General features: G+C 64.9%; 18 protein-coding genes. 13 read left to right on the top strand and 5 right to left on the bottom strand.

Features of this window, described 5'->3' with window-relative positions:
- Positions 1-4: 4 nt before the first annotated feature.
- The 3 genes from AC3A6M_RS12625 to ilvA form a co-directional block, all read right to left on the bottom strand.
- Complete coding sequence (locus AC3A6M_RS12625; RefSeq protein WP_435571252.1) at positions 5-487, bottom strand: PTS sugar transporter subunit IIA; 483 nt, start codon at positions 485-487, stop codon at positions 5-7.
- Positions 488-832: 345 nt separating this feature from the next.
- Positions 833-1,663, bottom strand: a complete 831-nt coding sequence (queF, locus tag AC3A6M_RS12620) for an NADPH-dependent 7-cyano-7-deazaguanine reductase QueF (protein ID WP_487853074.1) — start codon at positions 1,661-1,663, stop codon at positions 833-835.
- A 162-nt stretch (positions 1,664-1,825) separates the two neighbouring features.
- Positions 1,826-3,370, bottom strand: a complete 1,545-nt coding sequence (gene ilvA, locus AC3A6M_RS12615) for a threonine ammonia-lyase, biosynthetic (RefSeq protein ID WP_487853172.1) — start codon at positions 3,368-3,370, stop codon at positions 1,826-1,828.
- A gap of 164 nt (positions 3,371-3,534) precedes the next feature.
- On the opposite strand from ilvA, the gene AC3A6M_RS12610 reads away from it, so the two are divergent.
- Positions 3,535-4,038 (top strand): YqaA family protein, encoded by a 504-nt coding sequence (locus AC3A6M_RS12610; protein WP_487853073.1) that lies wholly within the window; start codon positions 3,535-3,537, stop codon positions 4,036-4,038.
- On the opposite strand, the gene AC3A6M_RS12605 is transcribed toward AC3A6M_RS12610, so the two are convergent.
- Positions 4,035-4,442, bottom strand: coding sequence for a MerR family transcriptional regulator (locus AC3A6M_RS12605; protein WP_487853072.1), 408 nt, complete (start codon positions 4,440-4,442; stop codon positions 4,035-4,037). The genes AC3A6M_RS12610 and AC3A6M_RS12605 overlap by 4 nt on opposite strands.
- A 70-nt stretch (positions 4,443-4,512) precedes the next feature.
- Between AC3A6M_RS12605 and AC3A6M_RS12600 the strand changes: the two genes are divergently transcribed.
- The 4 genes from AC3A6M_RS12600 to AC3A6M_RS12585 all read left to right on the top strand — a co-directional run bounded on the left by AC3A6M_RS12600 (position 4,513) and on the right by AC3A6M_RS12585 (position 10,941).
- On the top strand, positions 4,513-5,766 hold the full coding sequence (locus tag AC3A6M_RS12600) for an NADH:flavin oxidoreductase/NADH oxidase family protein (RefSeq protein ID WP_487853071.1): 1,254 nt from the start codon (positions 4,513-4,515) through the stop codon (positions 5,764-5,766).
- Between the two features lie 192 nt (positions 5,767-5,958).
- Positions 5,959-9,969 carry a DUF3683 domain-containing protein gene (locus AC3A6M_RS12595; protein WP_487853070.1) on the top strand — a complete coding sequence of 1,337 codons (4,011 nt, stop codon included), beginning with the start codon at positions 5,959-5,961 and terminating at the stop codon, positions 9,967-9,969.
- Positions 9,966-10,400, top strand: coding sequence for an HIT family protein (locus AC3A6M_RS12590; protein WP_487853069.1), 435 nt, complete (start codon positions 9,966-9,968; stop codon positions 10,398-10,400). Before AC3A6M_RS12595 ends, AC3A6M_RS12590 begins: the two co-directional genes overlap by 4 nt.
- A gap of 121 nt (positions 10,401-10,521) precedes the next feature.
- Entirely contained in the window at positions 10,522-10,941 is a 420-nt protein-coding gene (locus tag AC3A6M_RS12585) for a gamma-butyrobetaine hydroxylase family protein (protein ID WP_487853068.1), read from the top strand.
- An 86-nt stretch (positions 10,942-11,027) separates the two neighbouring features.
- Here AC3A6M_RS12585 and AC3A6M_RS12580 read toward each other — a convergent pair whose 3' ends face one another.
- Positions 11,028-11,234: a cold-shock protein gene (locus AC3A6M_RS12580; protein WP_441934951.1), complete on the bottom strand. Its 207-nt coding sequence runs from the start codon at positions 11,232-11,234 to the stop codon at positions 11,028-11,030.
- A 264-nt stretch (positions 11,235-11,498) separates the two neighbouring features.
- On the opposite strand from AC3A6M_RS12580, the gene ubiE reads away from it, so the two are divergent.
- The 8 genes from ubiE to aspS all read left to right on the top strand — a co-directional run bounded on the left by ubiE (position 11,499) and on the right by aspS (position 19,278).
- The gene (ubiE, locus tag AC3A6M_RS12575) at positions 11,499-12,233 is read left to right on the top strand and encodes a bifunctional demethylmenaquinone methyltransferase/2-methoxy-6-polyprenyl-1,4-benzoquinol methylase UbiE (RefSeq protein ID WP_487853067.1); all 735 of its coding nucleotides are present in this window, start codon (positions 11,499-11,501) and stop codon (positions 12,231-12,233) included.
- Between the two features lie 10 nt (positions 12,234-12,243).
- Positions 12,244-13,197 (top strand): Tim44 domain-containing protein, encoded by a 954-nt coding sequence (locus AC3A6M_RS12570; RefSeq protein ID WP_487853066.1) that lies wholly within the window; start codon positions 12,244-12,246, stop codon positions 13,195-13,197.
- 117 nt (positions 13,198-13,314) lie between these two features.
- Positions 13,315-13,959, top strand: a complete 645-nt coding sequence (locus AC3A6M_RS12565; protein ID WP_487853065.1) for a ubiquinone biosynthesis accessory factor UbiJ — start codon at positions 13,315-13,317, stop codon at positions 13,957-13,959.
- Positions 13,959-15,512 carry a ubiquinone biosynthesis regulatory protein kinase UbiB gene (gene ubiB, locus AC3A6M_RS12560; RefSeq protein ID WP_487853064.1) on the top strand — a complete coding sequence of 518 codons (1,554 nt, stop codon included), beginning with the start codon at positions 13,959-13,961 and terminating at the stop codon, positions 15,510-15,512. The genes AC3A6M_RS12565 and ubiB overlap by 1 nt, the downstream gene beginning before the upstream one ends.
- A 4-nt stretch (positions 15,513-15,516) precedes the next feature.
- Positions 15,517-16,137 carry a methyltransferase domain-containing protein gene (locus AC3A6M_RS12555; RefSeq protein WP_487853063.1) on the top strand — a complete coding sequence of 207 codons (621 nt, stop codon included), beginning with the start codon at positions 15,517-15,519 and terminating at the stop codon, positions 16,135-16,137.
- Positions 16,138-16,444: 307 nt separating this feature from the next.
- The gene (locus AC3A6M_RS12550; RefSeq protein ID WP_487853062.1) at positions 16,445-16,759 is read left to right on the top strand and encodes an FmdB family zinc ribbon protein; all 315 of its coding nucleotides are present in this window, start codon (positions 16,445-16,447) and stop codon (positions 16,757-16,759) included.
- 15 nt (positions 16,760-16,774) lie between these two features.
- Entirely contained in the window at positions 16,775-17,407 is a 633-nt protein-coding gene (locus AC3A6M_RS12545) for a DUF502 domain-containing protein (RefSeq protein WP_487853061.1), read from the top strand.
- A 74-nt stretch (positions 17,408-17,481) separates the two neighbouring features.
- Positions 17,482-19,278, top strand: coding sequence for an aspartate--tRNA ligase (aspS, locus tag AC3A6M_RS12540; protein WP_487853060.1), 1,797 nt, complete (start codon positions 17,482-17,484; stop codon positions 19,276-19,278).
- The last annotated feature ends 44 nt before the right edge of the window (positions 19,279-19,322 follow it).

Below are 19,322 nucleotides of genomic sequence, written 5' to 3'. Positions count from 1 at the left end.
CGTCTTAACCCAAAGCTTGCAGGCTGGGTTGCCAGTTGATGATGCGCTCGTGGACCGAGCGCGGATCCGGATCGGTGGCCAGCGCGGTGCGCACGGCTTCGTCCGAGAACAGTTCGGCGATTTCGGACAGGATTTCCAGGTGCTGCTGGGTCACGTGGTCCGGGATCAGCAGGAAGAACAGCAGGCTCACCGGCAGGCCGTCCGGCGATTCGAAGGGAATCGGCTCGGCCAGGCGCACGAAAGCGGCCAGCGGCGACTTCAGGCTCTTGCTGCCCTTGATCCGGCCATGCGGCACGGCCACGCCATGGCCGAGACCGGTGGAACCGAGGCGTTCGCGCGCGAACAGGTTGTCCGAGACCGTCGAGCGGGCGATGCCGCAGTTGTTCTCGAAAATCAGGCCGGCCTGTTCAAAGGCGCGCTTCTTGCTCGACACTTCCAGATCAAGCTGAACGTTTTCGAGCGAGAGGATTTTGCTTAGATTAGTCATAACACGCTTCGTATTGCGGTGCACCCAGGTGCTTGCGAGCGGGAATTATAGGCTTGTTTTATGGCCGTGTAATTCGATTTCGCGTCGGTACAAGTGGGTGTTCGCGATCCTCATAAGGCCGTACGCAATTTCCGCTACGAAATTCCAAATTTTGCGCACAGAAAGGGTTATTTCAGCACCATCTTTCGTATTTTCTAGCCGAATCTTGCCAACCTGCCCAGTGTGGCGCATGGCGCGGCGCGCCAGTTGACGTCGCGCCGATGACACGATTCTGTCGCTGGAATCGGACATTAGATGGGGACGATGCGCGGGTTTTCTATACAACCCGCGCATGGCGCACGAGCCTTACTGGCGGGCGGTGCGCAGGTTGGGCGGTTTACCCGTGCTGAAGTTGGCGCGCCAGGGGTTGATGTCGAGTCCGCCGCGCCGGGTGTAGCGCGCGTACACGGCCAGCTTGTTCGGTTTGCACTGGCGCAGGATGTCGGTAAAGATGCGCTCGACACATTGCTCGTGGAATTCGTTGTGCTCGCGGAAACCGATCAGGTAGCGCAGCAGGCTTTCCTGGTCGATCTGCGGACCGACGTAATGGATCTGCACGCTGGCCCAGTCCGGCTGACCCGTCACCAGGCAGTTCGACTTCAGCAGGTGCGACACCAGGGTTTCTTCGACCGCGGCTTCGTCGTGCCTGGCGCGCAGCAGTTCCGGCGCCGGCGCATAGTTCTCGACCTCGATGTCGAGGCGGTCCAGCAGCACGCCTTCCAGCTCGCCCATCCTCAGCTTGCCGAAGTCTTCCGGCAGGGTCAGCGCCACGTGCACCGGCGCGCCGAAGGCGTTCGACAGGTCTTCGCGCAGCAGGGCCAGCAGGGCGTCGGTGTTCGCCAGGCGGGTCTGGTTGAAGGAGTTCAGGTACAGCTTGAACGACTTCGATTCGACGATGTTGGGCGAATCGGCCGGCGCGGTAATCGTCGCGATCGCCACCTGCGGCTTGCCGCGCATGTTCAGCCACGACAGTTCGTAGGCATTCCAGATGTCGACGCCGAAGAAGGGCAGGGTGCCGGCCAGGCCGAGCTCGTCGCGCTTCTGCTGGCGCGGAATGGGAAACAGCAGCTCGGGCGCGTACTGGGTCTGGTAGGCCGAGGTCTTACCGAGCGGCGATTGATCAGGGGTATTGGTCATGGTTCAGTCTCGATAGACGGACTTGACGCGGGCATGCCGCGTCGGCAAAGCCGGCTATCGTACACCGTTTCCGCTGATCGCTGCGCCGCTTCCGCGTGGGCACGTGGTGCCCACCCTACATTAGACGCCCCTAGGGTGGGCACCACGTGCCCACGCATGACATCACAGGAACAGCTTGTAGACCGGGTTCTGCGTTTCGTCCCAGTGGCGATACCCCAGGCTGGCCAGGAATTGCCGGAACTCATCCATCTCGCCGCCCGGCACCTGCAGGCCGACCAGGATGCGGCCGACGTCGCCGCCCTGGTTGCGGTAGTGGAACAGCGAAATATTCCAGTTCGGCGCCATGCTGTCGAGGAAGCGCATCAGCGCGCCCGGGCGTTCCGGGAATTCGAAGCGGTACAGCAGCTCGTCGTGCGCCAGCGCGCTCTTGCCGCCCACCAGGTGGCGGATGTGCAGCTTGGCCAGCTCGTCGTGCGTCAGGTCGAGGGTGCGGAAGCCGTGTTCCTCGAAGGTGCGCGCCAGCATGCCGGACTCGCTGCGGCTGCCGATCTGCACGCCCACGAAGATGTGGGCTTCGCGGTCGTCGCTGATGCGGTAGTTGAATTCGGTGACGTTGCGCGGGCCGACCAGGGCGCAGAAGCGCTTGAAGCTGCCGCGCTGCTCGGGGATGGTGACGGCGAACACGGCCTCGCGATCCTCGCCGACTTCGGCGCGCTCGGCCACGAAGCGCAGGCGGTCGAAGTTCATGTTGGCGCCGCAGGCCACCGCCACCAGGGTCTCGCCCTTGACCGGCTCGCGCGTCATCTGCGAACGCTCGATATAGGCCTTGGCGCCGGCGACGGCCAGCGCGCCGGCCGGTTCGAGGATGCTGCGGGTGTCCTGGAACACGTCCTGGATCGCGGCGCAGATCGCATCGGTATCGACGATCACGATCTCGTCGACCACTTCCTGGGCGATGCGGAAGGTTTCCTCGCCCACCAGCTTGACCGCGGTGCCGTCCGAGAACAGGCCGACGTCGGGCAGGGTGACGCGCTCGCCGGCCTTCAAACTCTTTGCCATCGCATCGGAATCCACGGTCTGCACGCCGATGATCCTGATGTCCGGACGCACCGCTTTCACATACGCGCCGACGCCGGCAATCAGGCCGCCGCCGCCGATGGCGACGAAGATCGCGTGGATCGGGCCGGAGTGCTGGCGCAGGATCTCCATGCCGATCGTGCCCTGGCCGGCGATCACGTCCGGATCGTCGAAGGGATGCACGAAGGTCAGTTTCTGTTCGCGTTCCAGGCTCAAGGCATGGTGGTAGGCGTCGGTATAGGAATCGCCGTGCAGCACCACTTCGACGTTGGCGCCGCCGCGCGCCTTGACCGCGTTGATCTTGACGGGCGGCGTGGTGGTCGGCATCACGACCAGGGCGCGGCAGCCGAGCCGGCTCGCCGACAGGGCCACGCCCTGCGCATGGTTGCCGGCCGAGGCGCAGATCACGCCGCGCTTGAGCTGCTCGGGCGTCAGGTGCGCCATCTTGTTGTACGCGCCGCGCAGCTTGAAGCTGAACACGCTCTGCATGTCCTCGCGCTTGAAATAAATGCGGTTGCCCATGCGCTGCGACAGCGTCGGGGCATATTCGAGCGGGGTTTCTTGGGCCACGTCGTAGACGCGCGCGGTCAGGATTTTCTTGAGGTAGTCGGTAGTCATGGCGGATGCGATCTCTGGATTCCGGGGCGACGCGAGACTGTCCTGCTAGGCGGTAACCGATGAGGTGTCCTGGATGGCGGGCGTTGCCGGGTGGGGCGAAGCCTACCGTGTCGTGATGCGGGGTTTTTCCTCATTATAATGGACCACTCACCTCCACCACGTCCACCACTTCTTCGATGATCGAGTCCGCCGTCCTCTGGTTGCTGAAACTCCTTGCCGCACCAGCCGTCGGACTCACCTCCGTCTTCCTGATCGCCTTTGTCTCGGCGACCCTGCTGCCGCTCGGCTCCGAACCGGCCGTGTTCGCCGTCGTGAAGGCCAATCCGGCCATGTTCTGGCCGGCGATCCTGGTCGCGACCGTCGGCAACACCCTGGGCGGCGCGGTGGACTACTGGATCGGCTACCGCGCCAAGGTCGCCTTCGCCAAGGAGCGCAAATCGCGCTGGTTCCACTGGCTGGCGCGCTACGGTTCCAAGACCATGCTGCTGTCCTGGGTGCCGGGCATCGGCGATCCGCTGTGCACCCTGGCCGGCTGGCTGCACCTGCCGTTCTGGTCCAGCGTGATGTACATGGCGATCGGCAAGTTCGGACGCTATATCTTCATGACCGCGACCCTGCTGTATGTGCCGGACGGGTGGTGGAAGTGGATCGGCGACACCACCAGCCGCTGGTTCGGCTAGTCCTTGATGCAGCCGGCCGCGGGCCAGCCGGCCTGCACCCGGCACTCGCCGCGGGCCGCCGCGGCCTGCACCCGTTCCTTCGCTGCGATCACCGAGCGGCGCTGGGCGTCCAGGACGGCGCGCAGGCGGTCGATTTCTTCCAGCCGCGCCTCCAGCTTGCCGAGCAGCGCATCCTTCAGCGCATCGCCCTGCAGCCCTGTCACCGTCCGGATCGCCTCCAGCGAAAAGCCGAGATTCTGGCCGAGCTGGATCAGGTCCAGGCGTTCCAGCGCGCTGTCCTGGTACACCCGGTAGCCATTCGCGCCGCGCTGCGCCTTCGGCAGCAGTCCTTCCTTTTCGTAGTAGCGGATGGTCGATGCCGGAATGCCGGTGCGTTCCGCGAGTTCGCCGATTTTCATGTTCATTTTTACGCTTGACCTTGAAGTTGACTTCAAGCTTAGGATACCGCATCGACACCCGATTTCAGGAAACCCCATGCTGTTTACTACCTTGACCCTGCCGAACGGCGCGACCGTCCCGAACCGCCTGGCCAAAGCCGCCATGGAAGAAACCCTGGCCGACGCCGGCCAGTTGCCGGGGCCCGCCATCCATCGCCTCTACCAGCGCTGGGCCGAGGGCGGCACCGGGCTGCTCATCACCGGCAACGTGATGGTCGACCGGCGCGCCCTGACCGGTCCGGGCACCATCGCGCTGGAAAGCGACACGCCGCTCGCGCCGTTCGCGGCCTGGGCCCAGGCCGCGCGCGCACGCGGCGCCCAGGCCTGGATGCAGATCAGCCATCCGGGCCGCCAGGTGATGGCGAACATGGGCGGGCTGGCATGGGCGCCATCGGCGGTGGCGCTGGACCTGGGCAAGCACAGCAAGCTGTTCGCGCGGCCGGTCGCGATGGAGGAGGCCGACATCGCGGAAGTGATCGAACGCTTCGCAGCGACGGCCCATGCGGCGGAACGGGCAGGCTTCACCGGCGTCCAGATCCACGCGGCACATGGCTATTTGATTTCGCAATTCCTGTCGCCGCTGACCAACCGGAGAGAGGATGCCTGGGGCGGCAGCCTGGCCAACCGCGCGCGCCTGCTGCTGGAAGTCGTAAGAAGCGTGCGCGCCCGCGTGTCTCCGGGCTTCTGCGTCGCGGTCAAGCTGAACTCGGCCGACTTCCAGCGCGGCGGCTTTTCCGCGGACGACGCACGCCAGGTGCTGGCGATGCTGAACGGGGAGGGTGTCGACCTGGTCGAGCTGTCCGGCGGGAGTTACGAGAGCCCCGCCATGCAGGGCCGCACCGCCGACGGCCGCACGCTCGCGCGCGAAGCCTACTTTTTGGAATTCGCCAGCGACCTGGCGCGGGTCGCGGCGATGCCGCTGATGACCACCGGCGGCATCGCCCGCCGCGCGGTTGCCGAACAGGTGCTGGCGGGCGGCGTCGCCATCGTCGGCATGGCGACGGCGCTGGCCGCGGTGCCCGACTTGCCGCGCGAGTGGCAGGCGGGGCGCGAGCCGGTCGCCGCCATGCCCCTCGTGGACTGGAAGGACAAGGCGCTCACCAGCCTGGCGCGGATGGCGCTGGTGCGGCGCCGCCTGCATGCGCTGGGCCGGGGCGGTGGCGCGCTGTCCGCCTACAGTCCCCTGGTCACGCTGGTGCTCGACCAGTTGCGCAGCGTGCGGCTGACGCGGCGCTATCGGACCTGGCTGGCCGGGCTGGAGACCAGGGCCATGCCCACCCTGCGTGGATAAGATGCCGTGGTAGATATAAGGCCGAGTTTTCGGTGCAAAAAAGGGTTTTTGTGCATCGAAAATTTGCATCGAAACACGTTTTTCCGATGTTTGTGCTAAACCGGCCTTGTAAAAATCGCTCCGTCGCCAGCATGGTGCATCGCAATAAGCTAGAATAACTGTCCACTACGCGTCAGTTCGTCAGCCGATTCCATGAACGCACCAGCCAATATCCACGCCCTCCTCGAAGAGAACGCGCCCGCCCGCCTGCGCGAGATTCCCTATAACTACACCTCGTTTTCCGACCGCGAGATCGTGATCCGCCTGCTGGGCGAGTCCTCCTGGCGCCTGCTGGACGAACTGCGCGGCGCACGCCAGACCGGGCGCTCGGCGCGCATGCTGTACGAGGTGCTCGGCGACATCTGGGTCGTGCGCCGCAATCCGTATCTGCAGGACGACATGCTGGACAACCCGAAGCGGCGCGCCAAGCTGATCGAGGCCCTGCATCACCGCCTGGCCGAAGTCGACAAGCGCCGCCTGGCCGTCGATGCCGGCGACGGCGCCGATGCCGCCACCGCCGCGGCGCGCAGCAGCGCGGTCGAGCAGTTGCTGGCCGCGGCCCGCAAGGCGGTCGACGATTTCGGCAACGAGTTCCGCGCGATGTACGACTTGCGCAAGCGCGCGAAAGCCGTGCTGGGCCGCTACACCGACAAGCGCAACATCCGCTTCGACGGCATGCACCGCACCTCGCACGTGACCGACGCCACCGACTGGCGCGTCGAATATCCCTTCCTGGTGCTGCTGCCGGACAGCGAAGACGAGATGGCCGGCCTGGTCAAGGGCTGCATCGAGCTCGGACTGACCATCATCCCGCGCGGCGGCGGCACCGGCTACACCGGCGGCGCGATTCCGCTGACCCCGATGTCGGCCGTCATCAACACCGAAAAGCTGATCCAGATCGGCCCGGTCGAGCTGAGCCGCCTGCCGGGCGTCGACCGCGAGTACGCGACCATCTTCACGGGCGCCGGCGTCGTGACCCAGCAAGTCTCGCAGGCCGCCGAGAAGGCCGGCTTCGTGTTCGCGGTCGATCCGACCTCGGCCCACGCCTCCTGCATCGGCGGGAACATCGCGATGAACGCGGGCGGCAAGAAGGCCGTGCTGTGGGGGACGGCGCTCGACAACCTCGCTTCCTGGCGCATGGTCGACCCGAACGGCGACTGGCTGGACGTGACCCGCCTCGACCACAACCTCGGCAAGATCCACGATGCCCCGGTCGCGACCTTCAGGCTGGAATGGACCCATCCGTCGGAGAAGGGCGCACCCAAGGGCGCGCCGTTCCGCACCGAGACCCTGTCCATCGAAGGCCGCCGCTTCCGCAAGGAGGGCCTGGGCAAGGACGTGACCGACAAATTCCTGGCCGGCCTGCCGGGCATCCAGAAGGAAGGTACCGATGGCCTGATCACCTCGAGCCGCTGGATCCTGCACAAGATGCCGAAGTTCACGCGCACCGTGGCGCTCGAATTCTTCGGCCAGGCGCGCGATGCGATCCCTTCGATCGTCGAGATCAAGGACTATCTCGATAGCCTGCCCAAGAACGGCAAGCCGGAATTCGAGAGCCTGCGCCTGGCGGGCCTCGAACACCTCGATGAACGCTACCTGCGCGCGGTCGGCTACGCCACCAAATCCAAGCGCGGCACGCTCCCCAAGATGGCGCTGTTCGGCGACATCGTCGGCGACGACGAGAACGCCGTCGCACAGGCCGCATCCGAAGTGGTGCGGCTGGCGAACACCCGCGTGGGCGAGGGCTTCATCGCCGTCAGCGCCGAAGCCAGGAAAAAATTCTGGCTGGACCGCGCCCGCACCGCGGCCATCGCGCGCCACACCAACGCCTTCAAGATCAACGAAGACGTCGTGATCCCGCTGAACCGCATGGGCGAGTACACCGACGGCATCGAGCGCATCAACATCGAACTCTCGATCAGGAACAAGCTGAAACTGGTCGAGGAACTGCACGCCCTGTTCCGCTCCGGCCAACTGGAAGTGACCAAGGCCGACGACGCCACCGGCGAAGGCGTGTCGAAGGAAGAGATCCTGGGCGACCGTCCGCAGCAGGCCGACGAGTTGCTGGGCAAGGTGGCGGCGCGCTGGGGCTGGCTGCTGGCCAACCTCGACCAGCCGTTGACGGCGGTGCTGGGCAAGCTGGCGGAGTTCGGCCTGGACGGCTTCTACGAGACCTTCGAGCGCCGCATCTCGGCGCAGCCGCAGGCGCTTCTCTTCGACGTGGTGCAGGACCACACCGTGCGCGTTTCGTGGAAGACCGACATCCGCGCGCCGCTGCGCCAGATCTTCAATGGCGCGGCCTACAAGCCGATCCTCGACGAGGCGACCGCCATCCACCAGCGCGTGCTGCGCTCGCGCGTGTTCGTCGCGCTGCACATGCACGCGGGCGACGGCAACGTGCACACCAACCTGCCGGTGAACTCGGACGACTACGCGATGCTGCAGGACGCCCACAAAGCGGTCGAGCGCATCATGAAGCTGGCGCGTTCGCTGGACGGCGTGATCTCGGGCGAACACGGCATCGGCATCACCAAGCTGGAGTTCCTGACCGAGGAGGAGATCCGCGACTTCCGCGACTACAAGCAGCGCGTCGACCCGGAAGGGCGCTTCAACAAGGGCAAGCTGCTCAACACCGACACCGCCTACGCCGACCTGCGCAACGCCTACACGCCGTCGTTCGGCCTGATGGGCCACGAGTCGCTGATCATGCAGCAGAGCGACATCGGCGAGATCGCCAACAGCGTCAAGGACTGCCTGCGCTGCGGCAAGTGCAAGCCGGTCTGCACCACCCACGTGCCGCAGGCGAACCTGCTGTACTCGCCGCGCGACAAGATCCTCGCGACCTCGGCGCTGATCGAAGCTTTCCTGTACGAGGAGCAGACCCGCCGCGGCGTCTCGATCCGGCACTGGGAAGAATTCGAGGACGTGTCCGACCACTGCACCGTGTGCCACAAGTGCGTGACGCCGTGCCCGGTCAACATCGACTTCGGCGACGTCTCGATGAACATGCGTAACCTGCTGCGCAAGATGGACAAGCGCAGCTTCAAGCCGGCCAATCGCGCCGCCATGTTCTTCCTGAACGCGACCGACCCGACCACCATCAACGCCACCCGCAAGGCGATGGTCGACTGGGGTTATAAAGCCCAGCGCCTCGGCGCCAGCGTGCTGAAGGCGGTGGCAAAGGAACAGACCAAGGCGCCGCCCCCCACCACCGGCAAGGCGCCGGTGCGCGAGCAGGTGATCCACTTCGTGAACAAGAAGATGCCGGGCAACCTGCCGAAGAAGACCGCGCGCGCCCTGCTGGACATCGAGGACGACAAGGTCATCCCGATCATCCGCAATCCGAAGGTCACCAACGCCGACACCGAAGCCGTGTTCTACTTCCCGGGCTGCGGCTCCGAGCGCCTGTTCTCGCAGGTGGGCCTGGCGACCCAGGCGATGCTGTGGGAAGTCGGCGTGCAGACCGTGCTGCCGCCGGGCTACCTGTGCTGCGGCTACCCGCAGCGCGGCGCCGGCCAGTACGACAAGGCCGACAAGATGATGACGGATAACCGCGTGCTGTTCCACCGCATGGCGAACACGCTGAACTACCTCGACATCAAGACGGTGCTGGTCTCCTGCGGCACCTGCTACGACCAGCTCGCGACCTACGAGTTCGAGAAGATCTTCCCGGGCTGCCGCATCATGGACATCCATGAATACCTGCTGGAGAAGGGCGTCAGGCTGGAAGGCGTCACCGGCACCCGCTACATGTACCACGACCCCTGCCACACGCCGATGAAGCTGCAGGATTCGGTCAAGACCGTGAACGCGCTGGTGCAGACCGCGGACAACGTGAAGATCGAGAAGAACGACCGCTGCTGCGGCGAATCGGGCACCTTCGCGGTGAGCCGTCCCGACATCGCGACCCAGGTCCGCTTCCGCAAGGAGCAGGAAATGGAGAAGGGCGCGGACAAGCTGCGCGCCGACGGCTTCAAGGGCGATGTCAAGATCCTGACCAGTTGCCCGTCCTGCCTGCAGGGCCTGTCGCGCTACAACGACGATTCGGGCACGACCGCCGACTACATCGTGGTCGAGATCGCGCGGCATCTGCTGGGCGAAAACTGGCTGCCGGATTACGTGGCGAATGCGAACAACGGCGGTATCGAGAGGGTGCTGGTATGACGAAAGTCCAGGGTTGCGAGCTGTGCGAACTGGCGGCGGCCGCCAAGGTGGTCGCCACCGACAAGTTCTCGGTCATCGTGGTGGACGACCCCAACTACCCCGGCTTCGCCCGCGTGGTCTGGAACGAACACGTGCGCGAGATGAGCGACCTGGCGGATGAAGACCGCCTGCTGCTGAACGACGCCGTGTGGAAGCTGGAACAGGCCGTGCGCGAGGCGCTGCAGCCGCTGAAGGTGAACGTCGCCAGCCTCGGCAACGTGGTGCCGCACCTGCACTGGCACGTCATCCCGCGCTACGCGGACGATGCGCATTTCCCGGCCCCGGTATGGGCGCAGGCGGTGCGTGAGACGCCTGCAGAGGTGCTGGAGGCGAGGAGGGCGCTGGTGCCGGAGTTGGTGGCGGCAATCGAACGGAAGTTCGTCACGCAGTAAAATCAGCCTATCCCGTCGTTCCCGCGAAGGCGGGAACCCAAGTTTGCAAGCGTTCCGACGGCTCATGCAGAACTTGGGTCCCCGCCTCCGCGGGGACGACGGGTCATCACTTGTAGACACCATGCCCACGCCAACCAACCTCACCATCCGCCAGCAATCCAGACTGCTGGAAATCGCCTTCGACGACGGCGCCGCCTTTTCCATCCCGTTCGAGCTGATGCGGGTGTACTCGCCCTCGGCCGAAGTGAAGGGCCACGGCCCGGGCCAGGAAGTGCTGCAGGTCGGCAAGCGCAACGTCGGCATCGAAGGCGTCGAGCCGGTCGGCAACTATGCCGTGAAGCCGCTGTTCACCGATGGCCACAATTCCGGCATCTATACCTGGGACTACCTGTACAAGCTGGGCCGCGAGCACGAGGCGCTGTGGCAGGACTACCTGCAGCGCCTGCAAGCCGCCGGCTTCCCGGGCGACAGCGGACGCGAGCCGGGCACCGTGCTGCCGGGCGCGGCGGCGAAGCCCCATGCTTGCGGACACCATCACTGAGCCAGTCTCACCGCTGCGGCGTAAACGAAAAAAGCGCCGGCAATGCTCGGCGCTTTTTTATGCCGGTCGAGCCGGCTGTTCGGCGATTACGCCTGCGGCTGGATGTTCGCCGCTTGCTTGCCCTTCGGGCCGGTGGTGATTTCGAAGCTGACGCGCTGGTTCTCCGCCAGGGACTTGAAGCCGGCAACATTGATCGCCGAGAAGTGCGCGAACAGGTCGTCGCCGCCGTCATCCGGTTTGATGAAGCCGAAACCCTTGGAATCGTTGAACCATTTCACAGTGCCAGTCGCCATGTCATATCTCTCTCTAAAGGAATTTTGTATAAAACCCTGGCGGGTCCGCTGGTCTGCGCCATTCGAACTCGACAAAGCTGAATCACTATAAGCAAAATTTCAAGAAAGTGCTGCACGATTGAAACGGAACGTGGGACAGTGTTGTTATTTCCACGACAACTTCGGAACCAGGCCGTTCCGGCAGCCCGGCAGTATGAAAGGTGGATGGCGCCTGCGCCCGGGATGGCCCTTGTATAATGCAAGAAGATCAAACTGGCAAACGATATGACCAACACCACCCATTTCGGCTACAAGACTGTTTCCGAGGACGACAAGGTCCACGAAGTCGCCAAGGTTTTCCACTCGGTCGCGTCGAAGTACGACGTGATGAACGACCTGATGTCCGGCGGCCTGCACCGCATCTGGAAGACGTTCACGATCGCCCAGGCGGGCGTGCGTCCCGGCTTCAAGGTGCTCGACATCGCCGGCGGCACCGGCGACCTGGCCAAGGCGTTCGCCAGGCAGGCGGGGCCCAGCGGCGAGGTCTGGCTCACCGACATCAACGAATCGATGCTGCGCGTCGGCCGGGACCGCCTATTGAATAAAGGTCTAGTCACCCCCACCTTGCTGTGTGATGCGGAGAAGTTGCCGTTTCCCGATAATTACTTCGACCGGGTCAGCGTGGCTTTCGGCCTGCGCAACATGACGCACAAGGACCAGGCGCTGGCCGAGATGCGCCGCGTGCTGAAGCCGGGCGGCAAGCTGCTGGTGCTGGAGTTCTCGAAAGTGGCGGCGCCGCTGCAGAAGCCGTACGACATCTATTCGTTCTCGGTGCTGCCGTGGCTGGGCCAGCGCATCGCGGGCGATGCCGAGAGCTACCGCTACCTGGCCGAATCGATCCGCATGCACCCGGACCAGGAAACGCTGAAATCGATGATGGAAGGCGTGGGCCTGGAACGCGTGCAGTACTACAACCTGACGGCTGGTGTGGCCGCGCTGCACACCGGTATCAAACTTTGAGGTGTCGACGATGAAGAAATTCTTGGCCAGCATGATGATCGCAGTGACCGCACTGTCGATGGTTGCCGATGCGTTCGCGCGTCCCGTGGGCGGCGGCCGTTCCTTCGGCCGCCAGTCGTCGTCGGTCAGCCGGATGCGCGCACCGGCCCCGGCGCCGGCGCCGAGCCCGGTGCAGCAGCCGTCCTACCAGCGTCCGGCGCCGGCCCCGATGGCGCCGCAGCCGATTCCGCAGAAGCGTCCGAGCATGTGGAAGGGCGTACTGGGCGGGGCCCTGCTGGGCCTGGGCCTGGGCGCGCTGTTCTCGCACTTCGGCATCGGCGGCGCCATGGCCAGCGCGCTGTCTTCGATCCTGATGATCCTGCTGCTGGTGTTCGCCGTGATGTTCATCGTGCGCATGTTCCGCCGCAAGGATACCCCGGCCAATCCGCAGTTTTCCGGCTTCAACCAGAACCCGGTGCCGGCCACCGCCACCCCGGAAATCGGCTCGGGCCTGAACCAGGGCTGGCAGCCGAATGCCTACCAGGGCGGCTACAACCAGCCGACCTCGAACGTGTCGTTGAACAAGCAGGGCGCCCACCAGCAGTGGGGCGTGCCGGAAGGCTTCGATACCGATGCCTTCCTGCGCCATGCGAAAGCCTCGTTCATCCGCATGCAGGCCGCCTGGGACCGCGGCGACCTGGCCGACCTGCGCGAATTCACCTCGCCCGAAGTATTCGCCGAGCTGCAGCTGCAGATCCAGGAGCGCGGCGGCAACCAGGACTATACGGAAGTCGTCTCGATCGACGCCCAGCTGCTGGGCATCGAAACCACCGAGCGCGACTACCTGGCGAGCGTGCAGTTCAACGGCATGATCCGCAACGCCCCGGGCGCGCAGGCCGAGCCGTATGTCGAGGTGTGGAACCTGGCGAAACCGCTGTCGGGCACGGGTGGATGGGTGCTGGCGGGTATCCAGCAGATCACCTGAGATCATTTTTGCAAGAAATTTTTCCGAAAGCACTCGTGCCGCCGGGTTTGTACCCCGGCGAACTGGTAAGATCGAAGCCGCCCAAGCAGGGCGGTTTTTTTTTGAACGCAAGCCTCAATGTCACCGACTTCTTCTTTCCTGTCGCCGCAGCGCGGTATAACGGCCTCGGCCGTGGCGACCATCAATCACCTGCTGGCCCAGGAAGCCTGGGCGCGCGATACCTTGATGCGCCGTGCCGGCAAGATGGCCTGCATCGACATCGGCCACGTGCGCCTGTGCATGCGCGTGGCCCGCGACGGCATGCTCGAGGTGGCCGGCGATGAAGACCTGCCGGACGTGACCATCCACGTGAAAGCCGGCGACCTGCCGCTGATCCTGCAGAACCGCGACCGCGCCTTTTCCTATGTGCGCATCGACGGTGATGCCGAGTTCGCCAACACGATTTCCCAGCTCTCCAAAGGGCTGCGCTGGGATGCCGAGCACGACCTCGAACGCCTGTTCGGGCCGATCGCCGCCAACCGCCTGGCGGGCGGCGCGCGCGCGGCCGTCTCGCATGCCGCATCAAGCGGACGCCGCCTGGCCGAGAACGTCGCCGAATTCCTGCTGGAAGAGCGCCGGGTACTGATCCGCCCGAGCACCGTCGATGCCTTCGCGGACGAGGTGAACCGCCTGCGCGACGACGTCGAGCGTACCGCCAAGCGCATCGCCAGGCTCGAACAAAAACTGGAACAGCGCGCCCAGCGCCCAACCACGGATAGCTGATGATTCTGAAACTCCTGCGCCTGCTGAAAATCTTCACGGTTGCCACGCGTTACGGCCTCGACGAAATCGCCATGTCCGGGTTCGACGTGCCGCGCACGGCCCGCTTCATCAACACGATGTTCTTCTGGCGCCGCATCACCTCGCCGCGCGCGATCCGCCTGCGCCTGGCGCTGGAAGAGCTGGGCCCGATCTTCGTGAAGTTCGGCCAGGTGCTGTCGACCCGGCCCGACCTGATGCCGCCGGACATCGTGGCCGAGCTGTCGCTGCTGCAGGACCGCGTGCCGCCCTTCGATTCCGACCTGGCCATCGCCCAGATCACGACTTCCCTTGGCGCCCCTCCCAGCGAGCTGTTCGCCACCTTCGAGCGCACCCCGGTGGCCTCGGCCTCGATCGCCCAGGTCCACTTCGCCACCCTGAAGAACGGCAAGGAAGTCGCGGTCAAGGTGCTGCGCCCCGGCATGAAGACCACCATCGACGAAGACCTGGCGCTGATGCAGATGGCGGCCGGCCTGATCGAGAAGGTGTGGCCGGACAGCCGCCGCCTGAAGCCGCGCGAAGTGGTCGCCGAGTTCGACAAATACCTGCACGACGAGCTCGACCTGATGCGCGAAGCCGCCCAGGCCAGCCAGCTGCGCCGCAACTTCGCCAACTCGACCCTGCTGATGGTCCCGGAAATGTACTGGGATTACTGCTCCAGCAGCGTGATCGTGATGGAGCGCATGAACGGCATCCCGATCTCGCAGACCGACCGCCTGGTCGCCGCCGGCGTCGATCTGAAGAAATTGTCGCGCGATGGGGTCGAGATTTTCTTTACCCAGGTGTTCCGCGACGGCTTCTTCCATGCGGATATGCACCCCGGCAACATCCTGGTGTCGGTGGAAGAGGCGACCTTCGGCCGCTACATCGCGCTCGACTTCGGCATCGTGGGCACCCTGAACGACTTCGACAAGGATTACCTGTCGCAGAACTTCCTGGCCTTCTTCCGCCGCGACTACAAGCGCGTGGCCGAGGCCCACATCGAATCCGGCTGGGCGCCGCGCAATACCCGCGTCGACGAGCTGGAAGCCGCCGTGCGCGCCACCTGCGAACCGATCTTCGACCGTCCGCTGAAGGACATTTCCTTCGGCCAGGTGCTGCTGCGCCTGTTCCAGACCTCGCGCCGCTTCAACGTCGAGGTCCAGCCGCAGCTGGTGCTGCTGCAGAAGACCATGCTCAACATCGAGGGCCTGGGACGCCAGCTCGACCCGGACCTCGACCTGTGGAAGACGGCGAAACCCTATCTGGAACGCTGGATGGCGGAGCAGGTCGGCTGGCGCGGCATGGTCGAGCGCCTGCGCGACGAAGCGCCGCGGTTCGGCCAGATCTTCCCGCAGATTCCGCGCCTGGTGCACCAGGTGCTGCACAAGCACGCGCACAGCGACCTCGACATGGGCGACCTGATGGCCAAGCTGGTGGAAAACCAGCGCCGTACCAACCGCCTGCTGGCCGTGCTTGCCGGGGTCACGGGCATCGCGGTCATCGGCCTGGCCGCCATGCATTTCGTCGGGTTCTGAGGCCATGCCGGAGTTCTCCAGCCGCGACCCGCTCACGCCCGCGTTCTGGGACGAGCGCTTCGACAGGCAGTTCACGCCCTGGGACCGGGGCGGCGCGCCGGCCGAGCTGCGCGATTTCGTGGAGGGGGAGGTTAAACCCTTATCGGTCGTCGCAGGACAGCCCCCAGCTGTCCTGCTACCCGGCTGCGGCGCGGCCCACGAACTGGCGCTGATGCTGGAAGCCGGCTGGGACGCCACGGCGATCGATTTTTCGGCGGCCGCCGTCGCGCGCGCGAAGGCACTGGCCGGGCCGTGGGCCGAGCGCATCGTGCAGGCCGACTTTTTCGACTACGCGCCGCCGCGTCCGCTGGACCTCATCTACGAACAGGCCTTCCTGTGCGCGCTGCCGCGCAAGCGCTGGCCTGACGTGGCGCGGCGCTGGGAACAGCTGCTGCCCAGCGGCGGGCTGCTGGCGGGTTATTTCTTCTTCGACGAAGCGCCGAAGGGGCCGCCGTTCGGCATCACGCGCGCGCGGCTGGACGAGCTGCTGGCGCCCGGCTTCGACTGCATCGCGGACCAGGCGGTGAGGGAGTCGGTGCCGGTGTTCGCCGGCAGGGAGCGCTGGATGGTGTGGCGGCGCAAATAATCGGCGCGCCAAAAGAAAAGGGCCCGCAAGGGGCCCCGATTTGAAGTCGTTCTTGTATGGCTTGGCGGCGACGGCTGGGCCAGTCGCGCAAACTTCTGTTTCTTAGCAACTAAGGAGTGCTATTTAAACAGGTATGTTGATGTTCGGCAAACGTTACCCATCGGGTATGCGGAATAAAAACAACACTGTTGCCGAATAGCAGCAAGTTGCATGGCTGTTCATCCTGCCTTCCGACCGCTTCAAGGGGCAACTCCGTCCGCAAAAGCTTTATAATTCAGGGTTTTGATGATTTTTGCGGAGTATTCAGATGCCGATTTACGCCTACCGCTGCGATGAATGCGGTTTTGCCAAAGATGTCCTGCAAAAGATTTCGGATCCGGTGCTGACCGTCTGCCCGTCGTGCGGCAAGTCATCGTTCAAGAAGCAAGTTACCGCCGCCGGTTTCCAGCTCAAGGGTACCGGCTGGTATGTGACCGACTTCCGCGGTGGCAGCGCCCCGGCGACCGGCACGGCGCCGGCGCCGGCGACGACCGACAGCGGCGGCGGCACGAGCAGCGATAGTAGCGCCAGTACGGCGCCCACGCCAGCGCCGGCGGCGACGCCGGGCGGCAGCAGTACCTGACCCTTTTGGACACCGATGCGTAAATATTTCATCACCGGCGCGCTGGTCCTGGTTCCCCTGGCGATTACCGCCTGGGTGCTCAACTTCGTGATCGGCACGCTGGACCAGTCGCTGGTGCTGGTGCCCAGCGAGTGGCAGCCGCGCACCTACATCCCCGGCCTGGGTGCGATCATCACGCTGGCGATCGTGTTCCTGACCGGCGTGCTGACCAATAACCTGGTCGGCAAGTGGTTCGTGCGCATGTGGGAGCGCGTGCTGAACCGGATCCCGGTCGTCAACTCGATCTACGGCAGCGTCAAGCAGGTGTCCGACACCCTGTTCTCGTCCTCGGGCAACGCGTTCCGCAAGGCCGTGCTGATCCCGTACCCGCACGAGAATTCGTACACGATCGCCTTCCTGACCGGCGTGCCCGGCGGCGACGTGAAGAACCACCTGGTGGGGGACTACGTGAGCGTCTACGTGCCGACCACTCCCAACCCGACGTCCGGCTTCTTCCTGATGATGGAGCGCAGCCGGGTGGTCGAACTGGACATGACGGTCGATGCGGCCCTGAAGTACATCGTGTCGATGGGCGTCGTGGCCCCGGCCGCCGCGGAAGAGGCCCAAACGGCCGAGGTCGCCGCCAAGGACGCCGTCGCCGCAGAATAAAAGAAGATAGCAAGAATCGAACGCCTGCAAGCAGGCACCGAATAACCAACCTGGATCGAAAAACTATGTCCTCCATGCGTACTCACTATTGCGGCCTCGTGACCGAAGAGCTGCTGGGCCAAACCGTCAGCCTGTGCGGCTGGGTGCACCGCCGCCGCGACCACGGCGGGGTGATCTTCATCGACCTGCGCGACCGTGAAGGCCTGGTGCAGGTCGTCTGCCACCCCGACAATGCGGAAGTCTTCAAGGCCGCCGAGCACGTGCGCAACGAGTACTGCCTGCGCATCACCGGCACCGTCGTGAACCGCCTGGAAGGTACGGCCAACGCCAACCTGAAGTCGGGCAAGATCGAGATCAACACCACCGGCCTGGAAGTGCTGAACGCCTCGGTCCCGGTGCCGTTCCAGCTGGACGACGACAACCTGTCGGAAACCACCCGCCTGACGCACCGCGTGCTCGACCTGCGCCGCCAGCAGATGCAGCACAACCTGCGCCTGCGTTATAAAGTGTCGATGGAAGTGCGCAAGTACCTGGACAACCTGGGCTTCATCGACATCGAGACCCCGATGCTGACCAAGTCGACCCCGGAAGGCGCGCGCGACTACCTGGTGCCGTCGCGCGTCAACCCGGGCAATTTCTTCGCGCTGCCGCAGTCGCCGCAGCTGTTCAAGCAGCTGCTGATGGTCGCCAACTTCGACCGCTACTACCAGATCACCAAGTGCTTCCGCGACGAAGACCTGCGCGCCGACCGCCAGCCGGAATTCACCCAGATCGACTGCGAGACCTCGTTCCTGACCGAGCAGGAAATCCGTGACCTGTTCGAAGACATGATGCGCGTCGTCTTCAAGAACGCCGCCGGCATCGACCTGCCGAACCCGTTCCCGGTGATGGACTTCGCCACCGCGATGGGCATGTACGGTTCGGACAAGCCGGACATGCGCGTCAAGCTGCAGTTCACCGAACTGACCGAGCTGATGAAGTCGGTCGAGTTCAAGGTGTTCAACAGCGCCGCCAACATGCCGAACGGCCGCGTGGTCGGCCTGCGCGTGCCGCAGGGCGGTTCGATGCCGCGTTCGGAAATCGACGCGTACACCCAGTTCGTCGCCATCTACGGTGCCAAGGGCCTGGCCTACATCAAGGTCAACGAGAAGGCCAAGGGCCGTGACGGCCTGCAGTCGCCGATCGTGAAGAACATCTCCGACGAGGTGCTGGCCAAGGTGCTGGAACTGACCGGCGCCGAAGACGGCGACCTGATCTTCTTCGGTGCGGATAAAGCCAAGGTCGTCAACGACGCCATCGGCGCGCTGCGCGTGAAGATCGGCCACTCGGAATTCGGCAAGAAGGCTGGCCTGTTCGACGACCGCTGGGCGCCGCTGTGGGTGATCGACTTCCCGATGTTCGAGTACGACGAGGAAGGCGACCGCTGGAACGCGACCCACCACCCGTTCACCGCGCCGAAGGACGGCCACGAAGACATGCTCGAGACCAACCCGGGCGCCTGCGTCGCCAAGGCCTACGACATGGTCCTGAACGGCTGGGAACTGGGCGGCGGTTCGATCCGTATCCACCGCGAAGAAGTGCAGAGCAAGGTGTTCCGCGCGCTGAAGATCGACGCCGAGGAAGCCCAGCTCAAGTTCGGCTTCCTGCTGGACGCCCTGCAGTACGGCGCGCCGCCGCACGGCGGCCTGGCCTTCGGCCTGGACCGCCTGATCACGCTGATGACCGGCTCCGAGTCGATCCGCGACGTGATCGCCTTCCCGAAGACCCAGCGCGCACAGGACCTGCTGACCAACGCGCCGTCGGAAGTCGACGAGAAGCAGCTGAAAGAGCTGCACATCCGTCTGCGTAACGAGCAGCCGAAGGTCGCTTAAGTCATACCTCGTCCCCGCGGCCTCTCCGTCGTCCCCGCCTGCGC

The sequence above is a fragment of the Telluria sp. Soil_C_11 genome, assembly GCF_057657395.1.
Note: the sequence above shows the minus strand (reverse complement) of the source record. Positions and strands in the feature narration are given on the sequence as shown.

Excerpts from the sequence above, each read along its gene's own strand:
- AC3A6M_RS12625 (WP_435571252.1), bottom strand. The coding sequence starts at position 487 with ATGACTAATCTAAGCAAAATCCTCTCGCTCGAAAACGTTCAGCTTGAT.
- queF (WP_487853074.1), bottom strand. The coding sequence starts at position 1,663 with ATGACCAATACCCCTGATCAATCGCCGCTCGGTAAGACCTCGGCCTAC.
- AC3A6M_RS12610 (WP_487853073.1), top strand. The coding sequence starts at position 3,535 with ATGATCGAGTCCGCCGTCCTCTGGTTGCTGAAACTCCTTGCCGCACCA.
- AC3A6M_RS12605 (WP_487853072.1), bottom strand. The coding sequence starts at position 4,442 with ATGAACATGAAAATCGGCGAACTCGCGGAACGCACCGGCATTCCGGCA.
- AC3A6M_RS12600 (WP_487853071.1), top strand. The coding sequence starts at position 4,513 with ATGCTGTTTACTACCTTGACCCTGCCGAACGGCGCGACCGTCCCGAAC.
- AC3A6M_RS12595 (WP_487853070.1), top strand. The coding sequence starts at position 5,959 with ATGAACGCACCAGCCAATATCCACGCCCTCCTCGAAGAGAACGCGCCC.
- AC3A6M_RS12590 (WP_487853069.1), top strand. The coding sequence starts at position 9,966 with ATGACGAAAGTCCAGGGTTGCGAGCTGTGCGAACTGGCGGCGGCCGCC.
- AC3A6M_RS12585 (WP_487853068.1), top strand. The coding sequence starts at position 10,522 with ATGCCCACGCCAACCAACCTCACCATCCGCCAGCAATCCAGACTGCTG.
- AC3A6M_RS12580 (WP_441934951.1), bottom strand. The coding sequence starts at position 11,234 with ATGGCGACTGGCACTGTGAAATGGTTCAACGATTCCAAGGGTTTCGGC.
- ubiE (WP_487853067.1), top strand. The coding sequence starts at position 11,499 with ATGACCAACACCACCCATTTCGGCTACAAGACTGTTTCCGAGGACGAC.
- AC3A6M_RS12570 (WP_487853066.1), top strand. The coding sequence starts at position 12,244 with ATGAAGAAATTCTTGGCCAGCATGATGATCGCAGTGACCGCACTGTCG.
- AC3A6M_RS12565 (WP_487853065.1), top strand. The coding sequence starts at position 13,315 with ATGTCACCGACTTCTTCTTTCCTGTCGCCGCAGCGCGGTATAACGGCC.
- ubiB (WP_487853064.1), top strand. The coding sequence starts at position 13,959 with ATGATTCTGAAACTCCTGCGCCTGCTGAAAATCTTCACGGTTGCCACG.
- AC3A6M_RS12555 (WP_487853063.1), top strand. The coding sequence starts at position 15,517 with ATGCCGGAGTTCTCCAGCCGCGACCCGCTCACGCCCGCGTTCTGGGAC.
- AC3A6M_RS12550 (WP_487853062.1), top strand. The coding sequence starts at position 16,445 with ATGCCGATTTACGCCTACCGCTGCGATGAATGCGGTTTTGCCAAAGAT.
- AC3A6M_RS12545 (WP_487853061.1), top strand. The coding sequence starts at position 16,775 with ATGCGTAAATATTTCATCACCGGCGCGCTGGTCCTGGTTCCCCTGGCG.
- aspS (WP_487853060.1), top strand. The coding sequence starts at position 17,482 with ATGCGTACTCACTATTGCGGCCTCGTGACCGAAGAGCTGCTGGGCCAA.